Source organism: Streptomyces sp. GL_148, from assembly GCF_057834205.1.
The window spans coordinates 6,739,021-6,758,034 of sequence record NZ_CM174396.1; the positions used below are offsets into that span (position 1 = coordinate 6,739,021).

Below are 19,014 nucleotides of genomic sequence, written 5' to 3' on the forward strand. Positions count from 1 at the left end.
TCATGACCGCCGCCCTCGCCGCCGACCCCGGCTCCCCGGAGGCGGCGGACGCGGCGGCGGCCAAGGAGATCCCTCCGGGCAGCAGCCCCTGGCAGCTCGCCCGGCGGGAACTCCGCCGCCGCCCCGCCGTCCGCGTCAGCCTCTGTGTCGTCCTCCTCTTCGTCCTGATGGCCGTCACCGCCCCCTGGCTGGGCGCGCTGGGCGGCTGGTCCCCGGACGAGTTCGACAAGTCCGCCATCGACCCCTACCTCGGCGGCCAGCCGCTCGGCTCCTTCGGCGGGATCAGCTCCGAGCACTGGCTCGGCGTGGAACCCGTCAGCGGCCGCGACCTGTTCGCCCGCGTCGTCCACGGCGCCCAGGTCTCGCTCCTCATCGCGTTCGCCGCCACCGCCATCGTGGTCGTGACGGGCACCGCCGCCGGAATCGCCGCCGGCTACTTCGGCGGCCGCACCGACGCCGTCCTGTCCCGGCTGATGGACCTGACGATGTCCTTCCCGTCGCTCATCTTCATGATCGCGATGCTGTCGGTGGCCAAGGACGTCAACCGCATCGTCCTGATGACCGCGGTCATCGGCGTCTTCGGCTGGCCCGGTGTCGCCCGCGTCGTCCGCGGCCAGGCCCTCTCGCTCAAACACCGCGAGTACGTGGACGCCGCCCGCGTCGGCGGGGCGAGCGCCTGGCGGATCCTGACCCGCGACATCCTCCCGGGGGTCTCCGGCCCGGTCATCGCCTACACCACCCTGCTCATCCCCGGCATGATCAGCACCGAGGCCGCGCTCAGCTACCTCGGCGTGGGCGTGCGCCCGCCCACCCCCTCCTGGGGCCAGATGATCGCCGAGTCCGTGGCCTTCTACGAGACCGACCCCATGTACTTCGTCATCCCCAGCCTCTTCCTCTTCCTCGCGGTCCTCGCCTTCACCCTGCTCGGCGACGCCCTGCGCGACATCCTCGACCCGAGGGGCGGCCGCACGTGATCCTCTACCTCGCGCGCCGGCTGCTCGCCCTCGCCGGCGTCCTCCTGGCCATCGCCGCCGTCACCTTCCTCATCTTCTACGTGCTCCCCTCCGACCCGGCCGCGGCCGCCTGCGGCAAGACCTGCAGCGCCGAGCGGCTGGCCGACGTACGCGCGTACCTCGGCCTCGACCAGCCGTTGTGGCGGCAGTTCGGCGACTTCCTCACCGGGATCTTCACCGGACGCACCCTCGGCACCGGCCAGTACGCCGTCCAGTGCGACTTCCCCTGCCTGGGCTACTCCTACGAGAACTCCCTGCCCGTGTGGGACCTGCTGATGGACCGGCTCCCGGTCTCCGCCTCCCTCGCCGTCGGCGCCGCCGCCCTCTGGCTCGTCCTCGGACTCGGCGCGGGAGTCACCGCCGCCCTGCGCAAGGACACGGCCACGGACAAGGCCCTCATGGTCGGCGCGGTCGCCGCCGCCTCCCTGCCCGTGTACTTCACCTCCGTGATGCTCATCTACGGAGTCATCCGGATCGCCGGGCTCCTGCCCTACCCCACCTACCAGGCCTTCACCGACAACCCCCTGGGCTGGGCGAGCAACCTGCTGCTGCCCTGGACCGCGCTCGCCCTGCTCTACGCCGCCATGTACGCCCGCCAGAGCCGCGGTTCGATGATCGAAGCGATGGCCGAGCCGTACATCCGCACCGCCCGCGCCAAGGGAATGCCCGAGCGCACCGTCGTGGTCAAACACGGACTGCGCTCCGGGATGACCCCGATCCTCACCATCTTCGGCATGGACCTCGGCGGCCTGCTCGCCGGAGCCGTCATCACCGAGTCCATCTTCGGACTCCCGGGCATCGGGAGGCTGTTCTACGGGGCCCTGGTCAGCTCGGACCAGCCCGTGGTGCTCGGGGTCACCCTGCTGGCCGCCTTCTTCATCGTCGTCGCGAACCTCGCCGTCGACCTCCTGTACGCCGTCATCGACCCGAGGGTGAGGTACTGATGGCTCCTCCTCCCGAAGCCGCGGCCCCCACGGCCCCCCTGCTCCAAGTCCGGGACCTGCACGTCACGTTCACCACCCCTCGCGGCACCGTACGCGCCGTCGACTCCCTCGGCTTCACCGTCGAGGCCGGCCGCACGCTCGGCATCGTCGGCGAGTCCGGCTCGGGCAAGTCCGTCACCTCCCTCGCCGTCATGGGCCTGCACCGGGGCGCCGAGATCGGCGGTTCCATCGCCCTGGACGGACAGGAGCTGACCACCAAGACCGAGAAGGAGCTCTCCAAGCTGCGCGGCCGCAAGATGGCCATGATCTTCCAGGACCCGCTGTCCAGCCTGCACCCCTACTACACGGTCGGCGAGCAGATCGCCGAGCACTTCCGGGTCCACTTCCGGGCCGGCCGGGCCGCCGCGAAACGGCGCGCCGTCGACATGCTCGGCGAGGTCGGCATCCCCGAACCCGCTCGCCGGGCGGGGGAGTACCCGCACCAGTTCTCCGGCGGCATGCGCCAGCGCGCGATGATCGCCATGGCGCTGGCCTGCGAACCCGACCTGCTCATCGCCGACGAGCCCACCACCGCCCTCGACGTCACCGTGCAGGCGCAGATCCTGGAGCTGATCGCCGGGCTCCAGCAGGAGCGCGGACTCGGCGTCGTGATGATCACTCACGATCTGGGCGTGGTCGCCCGGGTCGCCCACGAGGTACTCGTCATGTACGGCGGCCGGGCCGCCGAACAGGCCCCGGTCGACGACCTGTTCGCCGACCCGGCGCACCCCTACACCCGGGGGCTCCTGGACTCCCTGCCCCGGCTGGACGACGCCGACGACGAGCCGCTGCGGGCCATCCCCGGCTCCCCGCCCTCCCTGCTCGCCCCGGCCCCGGGGTGCGCCTTCGCCCCGCGCTGCCCCGTGGCCGCCGCGGCCGAGGACGCGGAACGCGAGCGCTGTGCCACGGTACGGCCGGAACTGCGTCCGTACGGCGACGCCGGCCGCGAGTCCGCCTGCCACTTCGCCGGCGCCGCCCGGGAGGTGACCCGATGACCACCACGAACGAGACGGGCTCGCGCACCGACCGGGTCCCGGCGGCCCGCGGCGAGACCCCGCCCCCGCTGCTGCGGGTCCGCGACCTCACGATGTCCTTCCCCGGCAAGCGGAGCGCGACCGGGCGCCGGGGGGCGCCCGTGCGTGCCGTCGACGGAGTCTCCTTCGACCTGGAGGCCGGCCGGACCCTGGGCCTCGTAGGGGAATCGGGCTGCGGCAAGTCCACCACCGGGCGGATGCTGGTCCGGCTGCTGGAACCGACCTCCGGGAGCGTTGAGTTCGACGGCAAGGACATCAGCCGGCTCTCCCAGAGAGCCCTGCGTCCCCTGCGCCGGAACCTGCAGATGGTCTTTCAGGACCCGCACTCCTCCCTCAACCCCCGCCAGACGGTGGCCCGGATCATCTCCGACCCGCTGCTGGTCCAGGGCTCGGGCGCGGCGGATGCCCGCCGCCGGGCCGCCGAGCTGATGGAGCTCGTCGGACTGATCCCGGAGCACATCGACCGCTATCCGCACGAGTTCTCCGGCGGCCAGGCGCAGCGCATCGGCATCGCCCGGTCGCTCGCCACCAGTCCCCGGCTGATCATCGCCGACGAACCGGTCTCGGCGCTCGACGTCTCCGTCCAGGCGCAGATCGTCAACCTGATGGAGCGGCTGCGCGCCGAACTGGGCCTGGCCTACGTGTTCATCGCGCACGACCTCTCGGTCGTCAAACGGGTCAGCGACCGGGTCGCCGTCATGTACCTCGGCCGGATCGTGGAAATGGGCGACAAGAAGTCGCTCTACGAGAACCCCCAGCACCCGTACACCAGGGCGCTGTTGTCCGCCGTACCGCTGCCCGACCCGGCGGCGGAGCGGCGGCGCGAGCGGATCGTGCTGCTCGGCGATCCGCCGAGTCCGGCCGCCCCGCCCCCCGGCTGCACCTTCCACCCCAGGTGCCCCGTGGCGCAGGAGATCTGCCGCACCGAACGGCCGCTGCTGCGGACGGTCGCCTCCCGTGAGGTGGCCTGCCACATGGCGTAGCCGCGGACGCCCGGGGGACCGGCGGGGAACCCGGGCACAGGGAGGGCCCCGGAGCGATGATCTCGCCCCGGGGCCCTCCCGTCGTTCCGGTGGCGGTGGCCCGGCTTGGGGGCCGGGCCACCGCCACGCCCGCCTGAGGAAGTCCCAGGCGCGTGTGCGGCCCATCACGGGGTCAGCCTCGCAGTTCCCCGCGCCCTGATGGGGAGACCGTGTAGACCTTCCCGTAGGCCCGGAGGGTTTCGGCCGGGTCGCCGGGGCGGCCTCGCAGGACGGCGTCCAGGAAGGCGAGGGTGGCTCCGGCGACGACGCGCGGGCTCTCGGTGCGGCCCAGGGTGCCGACGATCGAGGGCACCGGCGGCAGGTAGAGCGGGCCGTCCGTGAAGGTGAGGTGCCCGGCGCCGGGGACGGCAAGCCGGTAGCTCGTCGCGGTGCTGTGCTCGAGGGCGTCGGTGAGGCGGGGCAGGTAGCGCGGGTCGGTGCCGGCGGTGATCTCCTGGGTGAGCGCGAGCGCCGGCTGCTCGAGGGCGGGCGCGGTGGGGCCGTGGGGGTAGCCGTCCAGGTCGACGACGGCGCCGAACCGGCGGTCCTGCCGGGCCGCCTGCAGGGCGGCGGCACCGCCCAGGGAGTGGCCGGCCACCGCGGCGCGGCCGGTGTCCAGGCGTCCGGTCAGCGGGTCGGCACTCTCGCCCCGGTCCAGCCGTTCCAGCTGGGTGAGGACGAAGCCGAGGTCGGCGGCCCGGACGGCGGTCCAGCCCGCCGCCAGCTCCTCGTCCCGGTCCCGGTCCCCGCTGGAGGCGGTCGTGGCGCGGATCGTGCGGCCGTCTGCGAGAAGGACGACGGCGGAGTCGTACGGGTGGTCGAGGGCGGCGACCAGGTAGCCGTGGCCGGCCAGCTCCTCCGCCCAGGCGGTGTTCTGGGTCCGCACCCCGCCCGACCCCGGGGAGAACAGGACGACCGGGAACCGTTCTCCCCCACCGGCCACCGGGGCGTCGACGACCGCACGGCTGCGAGCCCGCGGGACGCCGTCGACCAGGAAGCCGGGCAGACCGACCCCGCCGGCGAGGGCCTCGGCGACGGTGCGCGCCTCCTGCTCCGTGCGTCCCAGGTACTGGGCCCGCCGGGTGCCGGCGGGGCTCTTCTGCGCGGGGTACCAGAGCTGGGCCACCACCGTGCGCCGGTCGTCCGGATCGGCGGTGAAGCTCTCGGGGCGGAGCGGGTCGGTCCACTGCACCACCCGGGTGCCGACCGCGAAGCCGCCCGACGGCTCGGGGAACTCGGGCACGGGGAAGGCCCAGGCCGCCACCGGGCCCATGGCGATCAGGCCGGCGCAGGCCAGCGATCCCGGCAGGGCCAGCCACCAGCGGGCCCGCCACGCCGGTCGGCCGGACCTGCGTCGCAGCAGGGGCGGGAGGGCGAACGCCGACGCCAGGGCGGCGCCGCCCAGGACCGGCAGCAGCTGCCAGCGGATCCCCACCACGCCCAGCACGGTCGCGGACGCCACGAGCACCGCCGCCGCCCCGGTCGTGACGGGCCGGCGGGCGGCCGGGGGGAGCCAGCGAGCCGCCACCAGCGCGAGGGCACCCAGCAGGACGAGGACTTCCGGAAGGGACATCGACAGCCCCGTGATGGTTTCGGTCACCCGGCCATGCTCGACGCCGGGTCCGCGCCGCCGCATCGGCCCCGGGTCGCCGCCGGTTGCCACTCCGGTCGCAACCCGGGCGGGCCGCGGTGCGACCGGAGTGGCAACCGCTCACGCCCGTCCGGCGGCCGCTCTGCGACCGGGGGAGGGGGTGGGCCTCCTCCTGCGGTCGTACCCCGGCAGGGTGCGGTCCGACGGTGGGCTCATGCGCGCCGCCGCCCCCGCGGCCTAGGCTCCGGCTGTACGCGCTGACGTCCCGGTCGGGCCGCCACGACGACCGATCGACGGGGAGGTGTGACGGTGCGCCACCGGGACCGGGTACCGCCCCTGGTGTGGGACGCGGCGCTGCCGATCCTTCTCCTCCTCAACGTCGTGACCGCCCACCCGGCGCGGGAGCTGCCGGTGGCCGCGGCGCTCACCGCCGCCCTGGCGCTCCCCCTGCTGTGGCGGCGCCGGGCCCCGCTCGCGGTGTTCGGCGCCGTGGCGGCCGCGGCCTTCGTCCAGTGGCTGATGGACGTCCAACTGCCCGCGGACATCGCCCTGCTGGTGGCCCTCTACACGGCGGCCGCGCACACGGGCCGGCGCGGCACGCTCCTTGCCGGTGCCGTCGTGGAGGGCGGAGCCCTGCTGGCCTGCCTGCGCTGGGTACCGGACGGCGCGTTCCCGACCCCCTTCGTCGCGCTCTCCGCGACGGTCGTCGCCGCCACCGTCCTCGGGGTGAACGTGCGGACCGGCCGGGCCTACCTCGCCGCCGTGCAGGAACGGGCCGAACGGCTGGCGCTGCACCAGGAGCAGCAGGCACGGCTGGCCGTCGCCGAGGAGCGGGCCCGGATCACCCGCGAGATGCACGACATCGTCACCCACAACCTGTCCGTCATGGTCGCGCTCACCGACGCCGCCGTCTACGCCCAGCACAGGTCCCCGGACCGGGCCACCGCCGCGATGCTGCAGATCTCCGAGACGGGCCGGCAGGCGCTGACCGACATGCGACGTTCGCTGGGCGTCCTGCGGACCGGCGAGCGGGACGCGGAGCGCCACCCGCCGCCCGGCATCGCCCAGTTGGAGGCCCTCGCCGACCAGATGGGCGCCACCGGGCTACCGACCCGCCTGGAGGTCCGCGGCGGCCACACCCACGTCCCCGCCACCGCACAACTCACCGTCTACCGTCTGGTGCAGGAAGCCTTGACCAACACCCTCAAGCACACACCCGCCGGCACCCGCGCGACGGTCCTGGTCGAGTGCTCGGCCCAGGCCGTCGGCGTGGAAGTCACCGACAGCGGCCCCCGCCCGGCGCGGCCCGCCGCCGCACCGCCCGGCCACGGCATCCCCGGCATGCGCGAGCGCGCGGCCGCCTACGGGGGGACGCTGCGGGCCGGACCCCTTCCGGGCGGCGGCTGGGCCGTCCGTACCCGACTCCTCCTCAACGGCGGCGGGGCGGCCTGCGCATGACGATCCGCATCCTGATCGCCGACGACGAGGCGCTGCTCCGGATGGCCTTCGGCACGGTCCTGGAGGCCCAGCCCGACATGACACCGGTCGGCGAGGCCGCGGACGGCGCCCAGGCCGTCCGCCTCGCCCGGGAGCTGCGGCCCGATGTCGTCCTCATGGACGTCCGGATGCCCGGGACGGACGGGATCGAGGCGACCCGACAGGTCGTCGAGGTCTCCCCGCGGAGCAGAGTGCTGATCCTGACCACCTTCGACCTGGACGCGTACGCCTTCGCCGGTCTCGCCGCCGGAGCCTCGGGCTTCCTGCTGAAGAACACCAGGCCGCAGGAGCTGCTCACCGCGATCCGCAACGTCGCGGCGGGCGACGCGGTGCTCTCCCCTCGGATCACCCGGCGCTTGCTGGAGGACTTCCGTCTGCACCTGTCCGACGGCGGCGCCGCCGTCCGCGACGAGCGGCTGGACCGGCTGAGCGCCCGTGAGCGCGAGGTGCTCGTCGAGGTCGGCCGCGGCCTGTCCAACGCCGAGATCGCGGCCGCGCTGTACCTCGCGGAGGCGACCGTGAAGTCCCATCTGGGGCGGATCCTGCACAAGCTCGAACTCCGCGACCGGATCCAGGCGGTGGTCTTCGCCCACGACAACCGCCTGGTCCGCCCGGCCTGAGAAGGTGTGCAGTTGATCAATCACCCCACACGTTCTCAGGCGAGACCCAGCTCCTTGCGGAAGAACTCCAGCTCCAGCGCCATGATCTTCTCCCGCGCCCCGCCCGGGGTCATGTGGGTGACGCCCGGCAGTGCGAGGAGCTGGTGCGGGCGGCCCGCGTCGGTCAGGGCCTGCGAGAGCCGCAGGGTGTGCGAGGGGTGGACGTTGTCGTCGGCCAGCCCCGTGACCAGCAGCAGCGGCCGGCGCAGACCCGCCGCGTCGGAGAGCAGGCTGTCCCGCTCGTAGACCTCCGGGTGCTCCTGGGGCAGACCCAGGTACCGCTCGGTGTACGCCGTGTCGTACTGCCGGAAGTCGGTCGGCGCGGCTCCGGCCGCCGCCGCGTGGAAGACGTCCGGGCGGCGCAGCACCGCCATCGCGGAGAGGTACCCGCCGTACGACCAACCGCGGATTGCGACCCGGGTCAGGTCGAGGTCGCCGTGGCGCGCCCCGAGCGCCTGCAGGGCCGCGACCTGGTCCTCCAGGGTGACCTCGGAGAAGCCCCGGTACATGGCGTGGGTGAACCGCGGCGAGACGTACGCGGTGCCGCGGTTGTCGACGGTGACCACGGCGAAGCCCTGGTCGGCCCACCACTGCCGGTGCTGCCAGCGGCGCGGCTCGGCGCTGACGTCCTGCATGCCGGGGCCGCCGTAGCTGTCCATCAGGACGGGCAGCCGGGTGCCGGTTACGTGCCCGCGCGGCAGCACCAGCGCTGTGGGCACCCCGTGCTCGGTGACCCGCTCCAGCACCGGGACCACCCGGTACGGAAGCGGCTGCGACAGGTCGCCGGGGGAGTTGGACATGAGGTCACTGGCCCGCCCGTCGGAGGTCCGCAGGACGCGCCGGATCCCGTCCGCGTCGGCGGAGCTCAGCAGCAGCGCCCCGGCGGAGGCCGCCAGGACGGAGTGCACCCCGGGCCCGTCCGCGAGCGGGGTCACCTCGCCCGTGTCCGGGTCCAGCAGGAGCACCTGCTGCTCGGCGGGGTCGCGCTGCCCGGCCTCGATCAGCAGCCGGTTCCCGTGGGTGCCGGCCACCTTGCGGACCTGGAGGCCGTCCCCGGTGAGGAGTACCCCGTCCAGCGCGAGCGCGCGGGCCGCCCCGCCGGGGGTGTCGGCCGAGGTGAGCATCCTGCCGTCGGCCAGGCGCGCCGGGGTACCGGGGAGCATGGGGTCCACCCACTGGGGGTGCGTGGTGCGCGACAGCTCCCGGGTGTGGCCGGTGTCCGGGTCGGCGGAGAGCAGCAGGACGTTCTGCTGGAGCCGGTCGTGCACGGTGAGCAGGATCTCGGCGGGCGCGGTGTCACCCGGGGGCCACTGCGCGTCGGAGACGTACGGGTAGGTCTCGGTGTCCCAGTCGAGCCGCACGGCGGCGTCCGGGCCCGGTCCGAGCGCCCAGAGCTGCACGTCGGCGTTGGGGCCGCCCGCCTCGGGGTACGCGAAGTCCTCGGCCGGGAGCTCCGGATGCGCGGGGTCGGCGAACCAGCGCCGCTGGAGGGCGGATTCGTCGACGCGGGCGGCCAGCAGGCGGTCCCCGTCGGGGGACCACCAGTGCCCCCGGTGCCGGTCGAGTTCCTCGGCGGCGGCGAACTCCGAGACGCCCCAGCGGGCTCCGTCGTCGGGGCTGACCCGGCCGCCGGGGACGGTGTGCAGGGCGTCGTCGGTGACGTAGGCGATGCGCGAGGCGTCGGGGTTCGGGCGCGGGTCGAAGACGGGCCCGGCGGTGGGGAGCTCCTTGGGCTGCGCGGGCGCTCCGGCGTCGGCCGCGAAGGTGACCTCGTACAGGCGCCCGTAGAGCGCGAAGACCGCCGTGCGCCCGTCGGCGGAGAGCGCGTACGAGCCGATCCCGGCGGCGACGAGCCGCGAGCGTTCGCGCAGCCGGCGCTCGACTACGGGGAGGGGCGCGGGCTCGGGGGACAGTTCGCGGGGGTCGGCGAGCCGGGTTTCGGTGCCGGTGGCGGTGTCCAGGACCCAGAGGCCGTCGAAGGGATCGGTGGGGCCGGTGGAGCGGAGGAACCAGAGGAGCCGGCCTTCGTCGCCGAAGGAGAAGGCGCGCGGGGCGCCGTAGGTGAACCGGGCGGTGCTCGCGGAGAGCCTGAGGAAGTCATCCATGCGATCCATGGAACCAGTGTGTCATGTGAAATACTACACGGTATATATCACATAACATATGCCACATGGCCTAGGCCATTCGAGTGGTGACACTCCCGATACAGGTTTAGCGTCGAAAAAGTGGACCCGAACGCTACGCCGAGCAGTACCAGCACCGGGACCGACGGCAAGGTCCGAGGGAGCGGGAACGGGCTAGCCCTGTTCGTCATCGCCTCCTGTCAACTCATGGTGGTCCTCGACATCACCATCGTGAACATCGCGCTGCCGCACATCCAGACCGCGCTCGACTTCTCCACCGAGAGCCTGTCCTGGGTGGTCAACGCCTACACCCTCACCTTCGGCGGTCTGCTGCTGCTCGGCGGGCGCGCCGGCGACATCCTCGGCCGCAAGCGGGTCTTCATCTTCGGCATCCTGCTCTTCGGGCTGGCTTCCCTCCTCGGCGGACTCGCCCAGAACGAGGGCCAGTTGATGGGCGCCCGGGCCCTCCAGGGCGTCGGCGGCGCCATCGCCTCCCCGACCTCCCTCGCGCTGATCACGACCATCTTCCACGAAGGCCCCGCCCGCAACCGGGCGTTCGGGGTGTTCGCCGGGGTCTCGGCCGGCGGCGGCGCGATCGGGCTCCTCGCGGGCGGCATGCTGGTCACCTGGCTCGACTGGCGCTGGGTGTTCTTCGTCAACGTCCCGATTGCCGCGCTCATCGCCCTGCTGGCCGCGAAGGTCATCCGCGAGTCCGAACGCCACCCGGGACACTTCGACTTCGCGGGCGCGCTGCTGTCCACGCTCGGCATGGTCGCGCTCGTCTACGGGTTCATCCGCGCGGCCCAGGAGGGCTGGCGCGATCCGTGGACGCTCGCCTCCTTCGGCGCCGCCGTGGTCCTGCTGACCCTGTTCGTCCTCAACGAGCGGCGCTCGCCCCAGCCGATCACCCCACTGCACATGTTCGCCGACCGCAACCGGGCCGGTACGTACGGGATCATGCTGTTCCTCGCCTGCGCGATCTTCGGAATGTTCTTCTTCCTGACGCTGTTCGTGCAGATCGTGCTCGGCTTCAGCCCGCTGCGGGCGGGCCTCGCCTTCCTGCCGGTGAGCGCGGTGGTCGCGGTGGGCGCGGGAATCGCCTCGCAACTGCTGCCCAAGTACGGTCCCAAGCCGTTCATGGTCGGGGGCGCGCTGTGCTCGGCGGCCGGACTCGCCTGGCTGACGCAGACCGACATCCACTCGACGTACCTGGGCAGCATCCTGGGCCCGCTGCTGATCTTCGGCCTCGGCATGGGCCTGCAGTTCGTCTCGCTGACGCTGATGGCCCTGTCCAACGTCCCCGACCGGGAGTCCGGCGCGGCCTCCGGACTGCTCAACACGACTCAGCAGGTGGGCGGTTCGCTCGGTCTGTCGATCCTGGTGACCGTCTTCGGTACGGCCAGCCGCAACGAGGTCAAGGACCAGGTGCCGGACTTCCTGCGCACGGCCAACCCCGAACAGAAGGCGTACTTCGAGCAGACCGGACAGTTCCCGAAACCCTGGAGCGACCAGGTGCTCACCTCGGGCATCAGCGCGGCCTTCATCGTGGCGGCCCTGTTCACCCTGGTGGGTGCGGCGATCGCACTGTTCGTCATCCAGGTGCGCCCCTCGGACCTGGCCCGCCTCCAGGGCAACCACAAACCGACGGCCGTCTGAGAGGCGGACCCCGGGTTCTCCTACGCATCCACGCGACGGATCCGGCAGCGCGCCGGACTGGTGGTGCGCAGGGTGATCCCGGCGGCGACGGAAATCTCGGTGTCCACCGCCTCGAACTCGTAGGTCCGCAGCAGCATCGCCAGCGCGATCACCGACTCCAGCATGGAGAAGTGCTGTCCGATGCAGGCGCGCGGACCGCCGCCGAAGGGCAGCCAGGCGTAACGCGGCCGTCCCGCCTCCGCCTCCGGGGTGAACCGGTCGGGATCGAAGCGCTCCGGGTCCGGCCAGTAGGCGGGGTGGCGGTGGGTCACCCAGGGCGCCACGATCACATCGGCGCCGGCCGGGATGGTGTACCCGTCGACCTCGGCCGCGGCGACCGAGCGGCGGCCGAGGACGGGAGCCGCCGGGTAGAGCCGCATGGCCTCCTTGAGCACCTGGGTGAGGTACGGGAGCCGGTCGAGATCGGCGGCCCCGGGCGTACGGTCGCCCAGGACCGCGGCGATCTCGGCGCGGGCCCGGTCCTGGAACCCGGGATGGCGGGCCAGCAGGTGGAGGGAGAAGGCGAGCGAGGTGGCGGTCGTCTCGTGCCCGGCGAGCAGGAAGACCAGGACCTGTTCGCGCAGTTCGGTGGCGTCGAACTCCCCGTCGTCCGCGCTGCTCGCGGCGGCGAGCAGCGACAGCAGATCCTCGTCGGCTCCCTTGGCGGCCCCTTCGCCCGCCCCCTCGCCCGCCCGCTCACCCGCCCCCGCGCTCCGGCGGCGCTCGGCGATGATCCCGTCGCACACCGCGTACAGCTCGTCCATCGCGGCGGCCGCCCGCTTGTTGCCCGGAGTGGGCCAGTCGCGGGGGACGTTGACGGGGGAGTAGCCGCGGCGCATCACATGGGCGGTGATGACCGGAAAGCACAGGTCCACGACATCTGCGGCGGCGTCCACGTCGGTGCCGAAGAGGATCCGGGCGACGGCGCGCAGTGCCAGGGCCATCATCGCGTCCGAGACGTCGACGACCCCGTCCGGCGCCGCCTCCCAGGCGGCGAGGGTGGAAGCGGTCTCGGTCGCGACGGCGTCCGCGTACCCGTCCACCCGGCGCTTGGTGAACAGCGGCTGCACCAGCCGTCGCTGGCGCAGGTAATCCTCGTCCTGGCTGGTGAGCAGACCGTTGCCGAGGGCGTCGCGGATCTCCTGGTACAGGGCGTTGTCCTTGCGGAAGTTGGCCGCCTGCGAGGCCAGGACCTGCTGCGCCCCCTCCGCCGAGAACACACAGTGCAGCTCGGTGCGCAGCCCCGGCGGACCGGCCGTGATCCGCACGACGTCACCGTGCAGGTGCTGCGCCCGCCGGTACGTACCGAGAGCATCCGACTGAAGGTCGGCGAGCGACCCGAGCAGCGGGGCACCCTCCAGCCGGGGTATCCCCGTACGGTCGCTGCTGCCTGCTCGTGGTGCTTGCGCTGTTGCCATGGCTCCGCCCTCAGAACTGTGCCGACAGGGCGATTCTGAGGGCGGCCGCCCACCGGAGGCGAGGGGCTGCCGGGGCACCAGGCCGAATATCGCCGCAGCGCGGGGCGGCGGCGCGGCCCTTTCCCTCCCCCTCCTACTTGTCGCAGGCGATGCCGTCGTTGTCCCTGTCGAGGTGCTTGCCGTAGCCGGGCTGGCCGCGCCGGATCGGGGCGGCGCCGGCGGCCTTGGCCTCGGTGCAGTTCTTGTAGTAGACGTCCTTGGGCGCGGGGGCCGGGGTCGGGGAGGACGCCGGCGGCTTCGCCTTGCCCGTCGCGGCGGGGGCCGGGGTCTTGCCGGAGCCCGGGGTCTGGGTCGGCGCCGGCGTGCTGACGGGCTTCAGGGCGGCTCCGGCCTTCTCCGGGCACGGGGTGACCGAGTCGGTGAGCGAGATCTCGGCGGCGCTCCTGGGCGGCAGCGGGGCCCCTGCCGCCGGGGTCTGGAAGCAGACCCGCCACACCAAGTGGACGGTGGGCACCTCGACGTCGGAGTAGGCGCTGCGGACCTCGACCGGCTTGGTCAACAGCTTGTTGACGAGGTTCTCGGCCTCGAAGGCCGGTTTGCCGACGAGCGCGGGCATCACGGGCGTCGAGCCGGGCTTGTCGGAACTCTTCGTGGCCGTGCCCCCGCAGCCGGCGAGGGACAGGACGACCGCGCCCGCCATCGCCGTCATGGCGACACCCCTGCGTCTGTGGTGCGTGCTTCGCTGGAACATATGACCCCCCGTGGTCGTTGTTGAGGCGAACCGCCGCAGAATACGTTGATCATCCCCGCGTGTGTAGGCCGAACCGGGAACCGGGTCTCGGGGTTCCGCTCCGGGGCAGGCCCGCAGCGGATCGAGGGTGCGCGGGACGGCCGCCCGCCGAAGGATCGTTACGCCTCAACTCGCCCGACTGCCAAGGCAGTCGGCGCGATCGCCGACACGCTCACCATCGAGTGACGATGCCCGCGCGGCCGCCACCGGAGCGCGAGGGTGGGCGCATGATCATCCCCGCCCTGCGCCGTCGCGCCGCCGTGCTCGCGACCGCCCTCGCCGCAGCCCTGCTCCCCCCGGCCTCGGCCTCCGCATCGGCCCCCGCCTCCACCCCCGGATCGCTCCACGCGGCCGCGGCCGCTCCCGCGAACTCCTGCCCCCGGGTCCAGGACCACCTCTTCGCAGCCGCCGACGAACGCGTGGAGGTGGAGCGCATCACCCCCTCACCGTCCTGGCGGATCAACTGCAAGCAGCTCTACCGCTCGGACGGCCGCCCGCCGTCGGTGGTCTTCGAGGAGGGCTTCCTGCCCAAGGACACCCTGAACGGCCAGTACGACATCGAGAGTTACGTCCTGGTCAACCAGCCCTCCCCGTACGTCTCCACCACGTACAACCACGACCTGTACAAGTCCTGGAAGAGTGGCTGGAACTACTACATCGACGCCCCGGGCGGGGTGGACGTCAACCAGACCATCGGCGACACCCACAAGTACGCCTCCCAGGTGGAGGTGGCCTTCCCCGGCGGCGTCGCGCGCTCGTTCATCGTGGCCGTCTGCCCGGTGGACACGGTGAAGAAGATCGAGATCATGGAGGAATGCCAGGACAACCCGCACTACGAACCCTGGCGCACCGACTTCCCCGGCTGATCACCCATGCCGGGGCCGCCGGGCGGGGAGCCCGACGGCACTCGACGTGGAAGCGGCTCGGGCTACGGCAGCTTGGCGAACGGGGAGAGGAACGCGCGGGCGCCGGGAGCGTCCAGGCGGTAGGAGACGTTCGTGGCGTAGCACGGGCCGTCACCCGTGATGGTGGTGGCCACCAGGGTGAACTTGCCGTTCAGCACGGCGAAGTTCGGGCCGCCGGAGTCTCCGTAGCAAGCACCGCCGTTGCCCTGCGGCTCGGTCATGGCCAGGCGCACCCAGGTGTTGTTGAGCGCGTTGAAGCCGACGGGGGCCTTCATCCGCACGCCGCCGCCGGGGTGGGTGTGGCCGCCCGGACCGCGCAGGGCCTCCTCGGTTCCGTACCCCGTGACGGAGAACGAGGTGTCGTTGAGCCCCCGCGGGCCCAGCGCGTCGAGTGCGCCGGCCTTGGGGAGGGTGGCCGGGGTGAAGCTCCAGCGGGCCTTCACCTGGGCGGCGGGCAGCTCGATGACCGAGATGTCGTGGCCGTCGGAGGCCGGGCCCGGGTAGTCGGGGTGGCTGTGGGCGACGCCCTGTACGGCGACGGCCTTCGCCACGGCGGCGGGGTCCCCGGGGTGCGCGGCGGCGGCCTTGTCGAGACCGACCTGCACGTCCTGGTCGAGCGAGACGTAGAACTTCACGTTCGCCGGCCAGTCGGTGGTGCAGTGCGCGGCCGTCAGGAACGTGTCCGCGTCGATCATGGTGCCGGAGCAGACCCAGTCCACCCGGTCCGGGGTCGCGGGGTCGTCGTCGTTGTCCCAGGTGGCGACGAGGGCGCCGACCTCGGTGCGTTCCGGCGCGGGCGTCGCGTTGTACGTATTGATCGCCGAGGACGGCAGGGCTGCGGCGAGGACGAGCGCGCAGGCCGCGCCGGTGACGGCGCTCAGGCGTATGGGTACGGCAGTCAAGGGAAACCCTTCGATGTCGTGGGGGTTTGGGTTCTCCTGTGGGGTGATCGACAGTGAAGCGTGTGGGCGGGCGGGCGGCAAGAGTGCCGGGGTTTTTGGCTGTTGCTTGACCCATCTCCTGTTGGGTGACGGAAAGTCGGGAGGATGTGCGGTCCGCTCTGCGGCAGCGCCTGGGGGAGGCGGCCCACGCCCGAGCCCCCGCCGCTCCCTGTAAGGAGTGACGGGGGCTCAGGTCGGCTCAGGTCCTAGATGTCGCGGAAGATCTCGATCTGTGCGCCCACCGAGTTGAGGCGCTCCGCCAGTTCCTCGTAGCCGCGGTTGATGACGTAGACGTTGCGCAGGACCGAGGTGCCCTCCGCTGCCATCATCGCCAGGAGGACGACCACCGCCGGGCGCAGGGCCGGCGGGCACATCATCTCCGCCGCGCGCCAGCGGGTGGGGCCCTCGACCAGGACGCGGTGGGGGTCCAGGAGTTGGAGGCGGCCGCCGAGGCGGTTGAGGTCCGTGAGGTAGATGGCGCGGTTGTCGTACACCCAGTCGTGGATCAGGGTCTGGCCCTGGGCCACGGCCGCGATGGCGGCGAAGAAGGGGACGTTGTCGATGTTCAGCCCGGGGAAGGGCATCGGGTGGATCTTGTCGATCGGCGCTTCGAGCTTCGACGGGCGGACGGTGAGGTCCACCAGGCGGGTGCGGCCGTTGTCGGCGGTGTACTCGGGGGAGCGGTCGTGGTCGAGGCCCATCTCCTCCAGGACCGCGAGCTCGATCTCCATGAACTCGATCGGGACCCGGCGGATGGTGAGTTCGGACTCCGTGACGACCGCCGCGGCCAGCAGGCTCATCGCCTCGACCGGGTCCTCCGAGGGGGAGTAGTCCACGTCCACGTCGATGTTCGGGACGCCGTGGACGGTCAGGGTCGTGGTGCCGACGCCGTCGACCCGGACGCCCAGCGCCTCCAGGAAGAAACACAGGTCCTGGACCATGTAGTTGGAGGAGGCGTTGCGGATGACGGTGGTGCCGTCGTGCCGGGCGGCGGCCAGCAGCGCGTTCTCGGTGACGGTGTCCCCGCGCTCGGTCAGCACGATCGGGCGGTCCGGGGAGATCCCCGCCTCGACCTGGGCGTGGTAGATGCCCTCGGTCGCGGTGATGTCCAGGCCGAAGCGGCGCAGGGCGATCATGTGCGGCTCGATGGTGCGGGTGCCGAGGTCGCAGCCGCCCGCGTAGGGCAGCTTGAAGTGGTCCATCCGGTGGAGGAGGGGACCGAGGAACATGATGATGCTGCGGGTGCGGCGGGCCGCGTCCGCGTCCATGGCGTCCATGTCGAGGCGGGCCGGCGGTACGAGTTCCAGGTCGACGCCGTCGTTGATCCAGCGGGTGCGGACGCCGATGGAGTTCAGGACCTCCAGGAGGCGGTAGACCTCCTCGATGCGGGCGACCCGGCGAAGGACCGTACGGCCCTTGTTGAGCAGTGAGGCGCAGAGCAGGGCCACGCACGCGTTCTTGCTCGTCTTGACGTCGATCGCGCCGGACAGACGGCGGCCGCCGACCACGCGCAGGTGCATCGGACCGGCGTAGCCCAGGGAGACGATTTCGCTGTCGAGGGCTTCCCCGATGCGGGCGATCATCTCAAGGCTGATGTTCTGGTTGCCGCGCTCGATCCGGTTCACGGCGCTCTGGCTGGTGCCGAGAGCGTCCGCGAGCTGACTCTGTGTCCAGCCACGGTGCTGCCTGGCGTCACGGATGAGCTTGCCGATGCGTACGAGGTAGTCGTCTGCCATGGATGCACCGTATCTCAGATATGAGATGTTGCTCGCGGTGGGTGTGGCAGACGGGTGGCGGCGCGTGTTACCGGTCGTCAGTTCCCATCGTGGGGCCGGAGTGGGCGTGGTGCTCGACGAGGCGGGAGAGCAGTCCGACGAGCTGCTCGCGCTCCGGTACGGACAAAGGGGACAGAAGCTCCTCCTGGGCGGTGGCGAGCAGTTGCTCCAGCTTGCGCAGGCGGCGCCGGCCGGCGGCCGTGAGGGTGATGACGTTGCGCCGCCGGTCGGCGGGGTCGGGGGCCCGCTCGACGAGCTCGCGTGCGGCGAGTTCGTTGATGACGGCGACCAGGTCGCTGCGGTGGATGTCGGTGCGGCCGCTCAGGGCCGCCTGGCTCGCGGGTCCGAACTCGTCCAGGGCGACCAGGGTCGCGTAATGCCATTTACGGGCATCTGCCCCGCTCAGTCCCTCGGTGACGAGCCGTGTGGCGTGGGCCGAGGCCTGTGAGAGCAGGCGGCTGGGCAGTTCGCGCAGTCGCGCCGGGAGGGCGGAGGCGCCCCGGTCCTCTTCCGTGGTCATGCCGGGATCGTACCCCTTGCGTTCGGGGCACTAACGATTTAAGTTCGTTGGTGTCACGAACATTAGTGGCACCAACGAAATGCCATGAAACGAACATGAAACGAAATGGATGGTTCCCCGTGCCCGTCATCGACGTACTCGACTCGGCCATGTACTACGAGGAGCTCGGCTCCCCCGACGGCGTCCCCTTCGTCTTCCTGCACGGCAACCCGACCTCCTCCCACCTGTGGCGGGGCGTACTGCCCCGGATCGGGGGCCGGGTCCGGATCCTCGCCCCCGACCTCATCGGGATGGGCCGCTCCGGAAAGCCCGGCGGCGAGTACCGCTTCGCCGACCACGCCCGCTACCTCGACGCCTGGTTCGACGCCCTGGGGATCGAGGAGGCCGTCCTCGTGGGCCAGGACTGGGGCGGCGCGCTCGCCTTCGACCGGGCCGCCCGCCACCCGGAGCGGGTCCGCGGCCTCGCCTTCATGGAGACGATCCTGCGGCCGATGACCTGGGAGGAGTACCCGCCCGCCGCCCGCGCCCGGTTCGAGGCGATCCGTACCCCGGAGGTGGGGGAGGAGATGATCCTGGAGCGGAACCTCTTCATCGAGGACAGCATCGGCAAGACGGTGCTGAACCCGATGAGCGAGGCCGACCACGCCGTCTACGCCGCCCCCTACCCGACCCCCGAGAGCCGGCTCCCCCTGCTCCGGTGGGCCCGCTCCCTGCCGATCGGCGGCGAACCGGCGGACGTGGTCGCCCGCGTCGAGGAGTACGACGCCTGGCTGGCCGCCAGCCCGCAGGTGCCCAAGCTCCTGCTCCACTTCGACGGCTCGCCCGCCCTGATGGTCGGCCCCGAGCTGGTCGCCTGGAGCGAGGCGAACATCTCCGCGCTGGAGAGCGGGTACTGCGGCGCCGCCGCCCACCTCTGCCCGGAGGACCGGCCCGAGGAGATCGCCGCCGCCGTCACGGCCTGGGCCGCGCGCCACGGCCTTGCGGGCTGAGCCGCCGCAGCCGTGGCCGCGCTGCCCGGGCCGAATCCGGACATGCGAAATCGCCTGGG

General features: G+C 72.4%; 16 protein-coding genes. 9 read left to right on the forward strand and 7 right to left on the reverse strand.

The features are described from left to right. Positions 1-2 precede the first annotated feature (2 nt). From AC3IYI_RS30625 to AC3IYI_RS30640, 4 genes are read left to right on the forward strand one after another with little or no spacing between them, the layout of a single operon-like run. Positions 3-974, forward strand: coding sequence for an ABC transporter permease (locus tag AC3IYI_RS30625; protein ID WP_489406714.1), 972 nt, complete (start codon positions 3-5; stop codon positions 972-974). Next, positions 971-1,957, forward strand: a complete 987-nt coding sequence (locus AC3IYI_RS30630) for an ABC transporter permease (protein ID WP_243331502.1) — start codon at positions 971-973, stop codon at positions 1,955-1,957. The genes AC3IYI_RS30625 and AC3IYI_RS30630 overlap by 4 nt, the downstream gene beginning before the upstream one ends. Next, on the forward strand, positions 1,957-2,991 hold the full coding sequence (locus tag AC3IYI_RS30635; RefSeq protein ID WP_489406715.1) for an ABC transporter ATP-binding protein: 1,035 nt from the start codon (positions 1,957-1,959) through the stop codon (positions 2,989-2,991). Before AC3IYI_RS30630 ends, AC3IYI_RS30635 begins: the two co-directional genes overlap by 1 nt. Further along, positions 2,988-4,013 (forward strand): ABC transporter ATP-binding protein, encoded by a 1,026-nt coding sequence (locus AC3IYI_RS30640; protein ID WP_489406716.1) that lies wholly within the window; start codon positions 2,988-2,990, stop codon positions 4,011-4,013. The genes AC3IYI_RS30635 and AC3IYI_RS30640 overlap by 4 nt, the downstream gene beginning before the upstream one ends. Before the next feature lie 172 nt (positions 4,014-4,185). Here the strand turns inward: AC3IYI_RS30640 and AC3IYI_RS30645 are convergent, their stop codons facing one another. Then, a complete protein-coding gene (locus AC3IYI_RS30645) occupies positions 4,186-5,652 on the reverse strand; it encodes an alpha/beta hydrolase family protein (RefSeq protein WP_489406717.1) in 1,467 nt (488 codons plus the stop codon). 300 nt (positions 5,653-5,952) lie between these two features. Here AC3IYI_RS30645 and AC3IYI_RS30650 point away from each other — a divergent pair, with 300 nt between their 5' ends. Both AC3IYI_RS30650 and AC3IYI_RS30655 read left to right on the forward strand, forming a co-directional pair. Continuing rightward, complete coding sequence (locus AC3IYI_RS30650; protein WP_489406718.1) at positions 5,953-7,101, forward strand: sensor histidine kinase; 1,149 nt, start codon at positions 5,953-5,955, stop codon at positions 7,099-7,101. Further along, positions 7,098-7,760: a response regulator gene (locus AC3IYI_RS30655; RefSeq protein WP_489406719.1), complete on the forward strand. Its 663-nt coding sequence runs from the start codon at positions 7,098-7,100 to the stop codon at positions 7,758-7,760. Before AC3IYI_RS30650 ends, AC3IYI_RS30655 begins: the two co-directional genes overlap by 4 nt. 35 nt (positions 7,761-7,795) lie before the next feature. On the opposite strand, the gene AC3IYI_RS30660 is transcribed toward AC3IYI_RS30655, so the two are convergent. Then, entirely contained in the window at positions 7,796-9,913 is a 2,118-nt protein-coding gene (locus AC3IYI_RS30660; RefSeq protein WP_489406720.1) for a S9 family peptidase, read from the reverse strand. 111 nt (positions 9,914-10,024) lie between these two features. On the opposite strand from AC3IYI_RS30660, the gene AC3IYI_RS30665 reads away from it, so the two are divergent. Then, on the forward strand, positions 10,025-11,578 hold the full coding sequence (locus AC3IYI_RS30665; RefSeq protein WP_489406721.1) for an MFS transporter: 1,554 nt from the start codon (positions 10,025-10,027) through the stop codon (positions 11,576-11,578). A gap of 20 nt (positions 11,579-11,598) precedes the next feature. Here AC3IYI_RS30665 and AC3IYI_RS30670 read toward each other — a convergent pair whose 3' ends face one another. After that, on the reverse strand, positions 11,599-13,035 hold the full coding sequence (locus AC3IYI_RS30670; protein ID WP_489406722.1) for a cytochrome P450: 1,437 nt from the start codon (positions 13,033-13,035) through the stop codon (positions 11,599-11,601). Between the two features lie 133 nt (positions 13,036-13,168). Next, a complete protein-coding gene (locus AC3IYI_RS30675) occupies positions 13,169-13,744 on the reverse strand; it encodes an excalibur calcium-binding domain-containing protein (protein ID WP_489406723.1) in 576 nt (191 codons plus the stop codon). A 308-nt stretch (positions 13,745-14,052) separates the two neighbouring features. Between AC3IYI_RS30675 and AC3IYI_RS30680 the strand changes: the two genes are divergently transcribed. Continuing rightward, positions 14,053-14,691 (forward strand): ADP-ribosyltransferase, encoded by a 639-nt coding sequence (locus AC3IYI_RS30680; protein WP_489406724.1) that lies wholly within the window; start codon positions 14,053-14,055, stop codon positions 14,689-14,691. A 62-nt stretch (positions 14,692-14,753) separates the two neighbouring features. Here AC3IYI_RS30680 and AC3IYI_RS30685 read toward each other — a convergent pair whose 3' ends face one another. The 3 genes from AC3IYI_RS30685 to AC3IYI_RS30695 all read right to left on the reverse strand — a co-directional run bounded on the left by AC3IYI_RS30685 (position 14,754) and on the right by AC3IYI_RS30695 (position 17,966). Continuing rightward, positions 14,754-15,632 (reverse strand): trypsin-like serine protease, encoded by an 879-nt coding sequence (locus AC3IYI_RS30685; protein WP_489406725.1) that lies wholly within the window; start codon positions 15,630-15,632, stop codon positions 14,754-14,756. A gap of 245 nt (positions 15,633-15,877) precedes the next feature. Next, entirely contained in the window at positions 15,878-17,407 is a 1,530-nt protein-coding gene (locus AC3IYI_RS30690; protein WP_243331486.1) for a helix-turn-helix domain-containing protein, read from the reverse strand. 67 nt (positions 17,408-17,474) lie between these two features. Continuing rightward, positions 17,475-17,966, reverse strand: coding sequence for a MarR family winged helix-turn-helix transcriptional regulator (locus tag AC3IYI_RS30695; RefSeq protein WP_489406726.1), 492 nt, complete (start codon positions 17,964-17,966; stop codon positions 17,475-17,477). A 119-nt stretch (positions 17,967-18,085) separates the two neighbouring features. On the opposite strand from AC3IYI_RS30695, the gene AC3IYI_RS30700 reads away from it, so the two are divergent. Then, positions 18,086-18,955 (forward strand): haloalkane dehalogenase, encoded by an 870-nt coding sequence (locus AC3IYI_RS30700; RefSeq protein ID WP_489411738.1) that lies wholly within the window; start codon positions 18,086-18,088, stop codon positions 18,953-18,955. Positions 18,956-19,014: the final 59 nt, after the last annotated feature.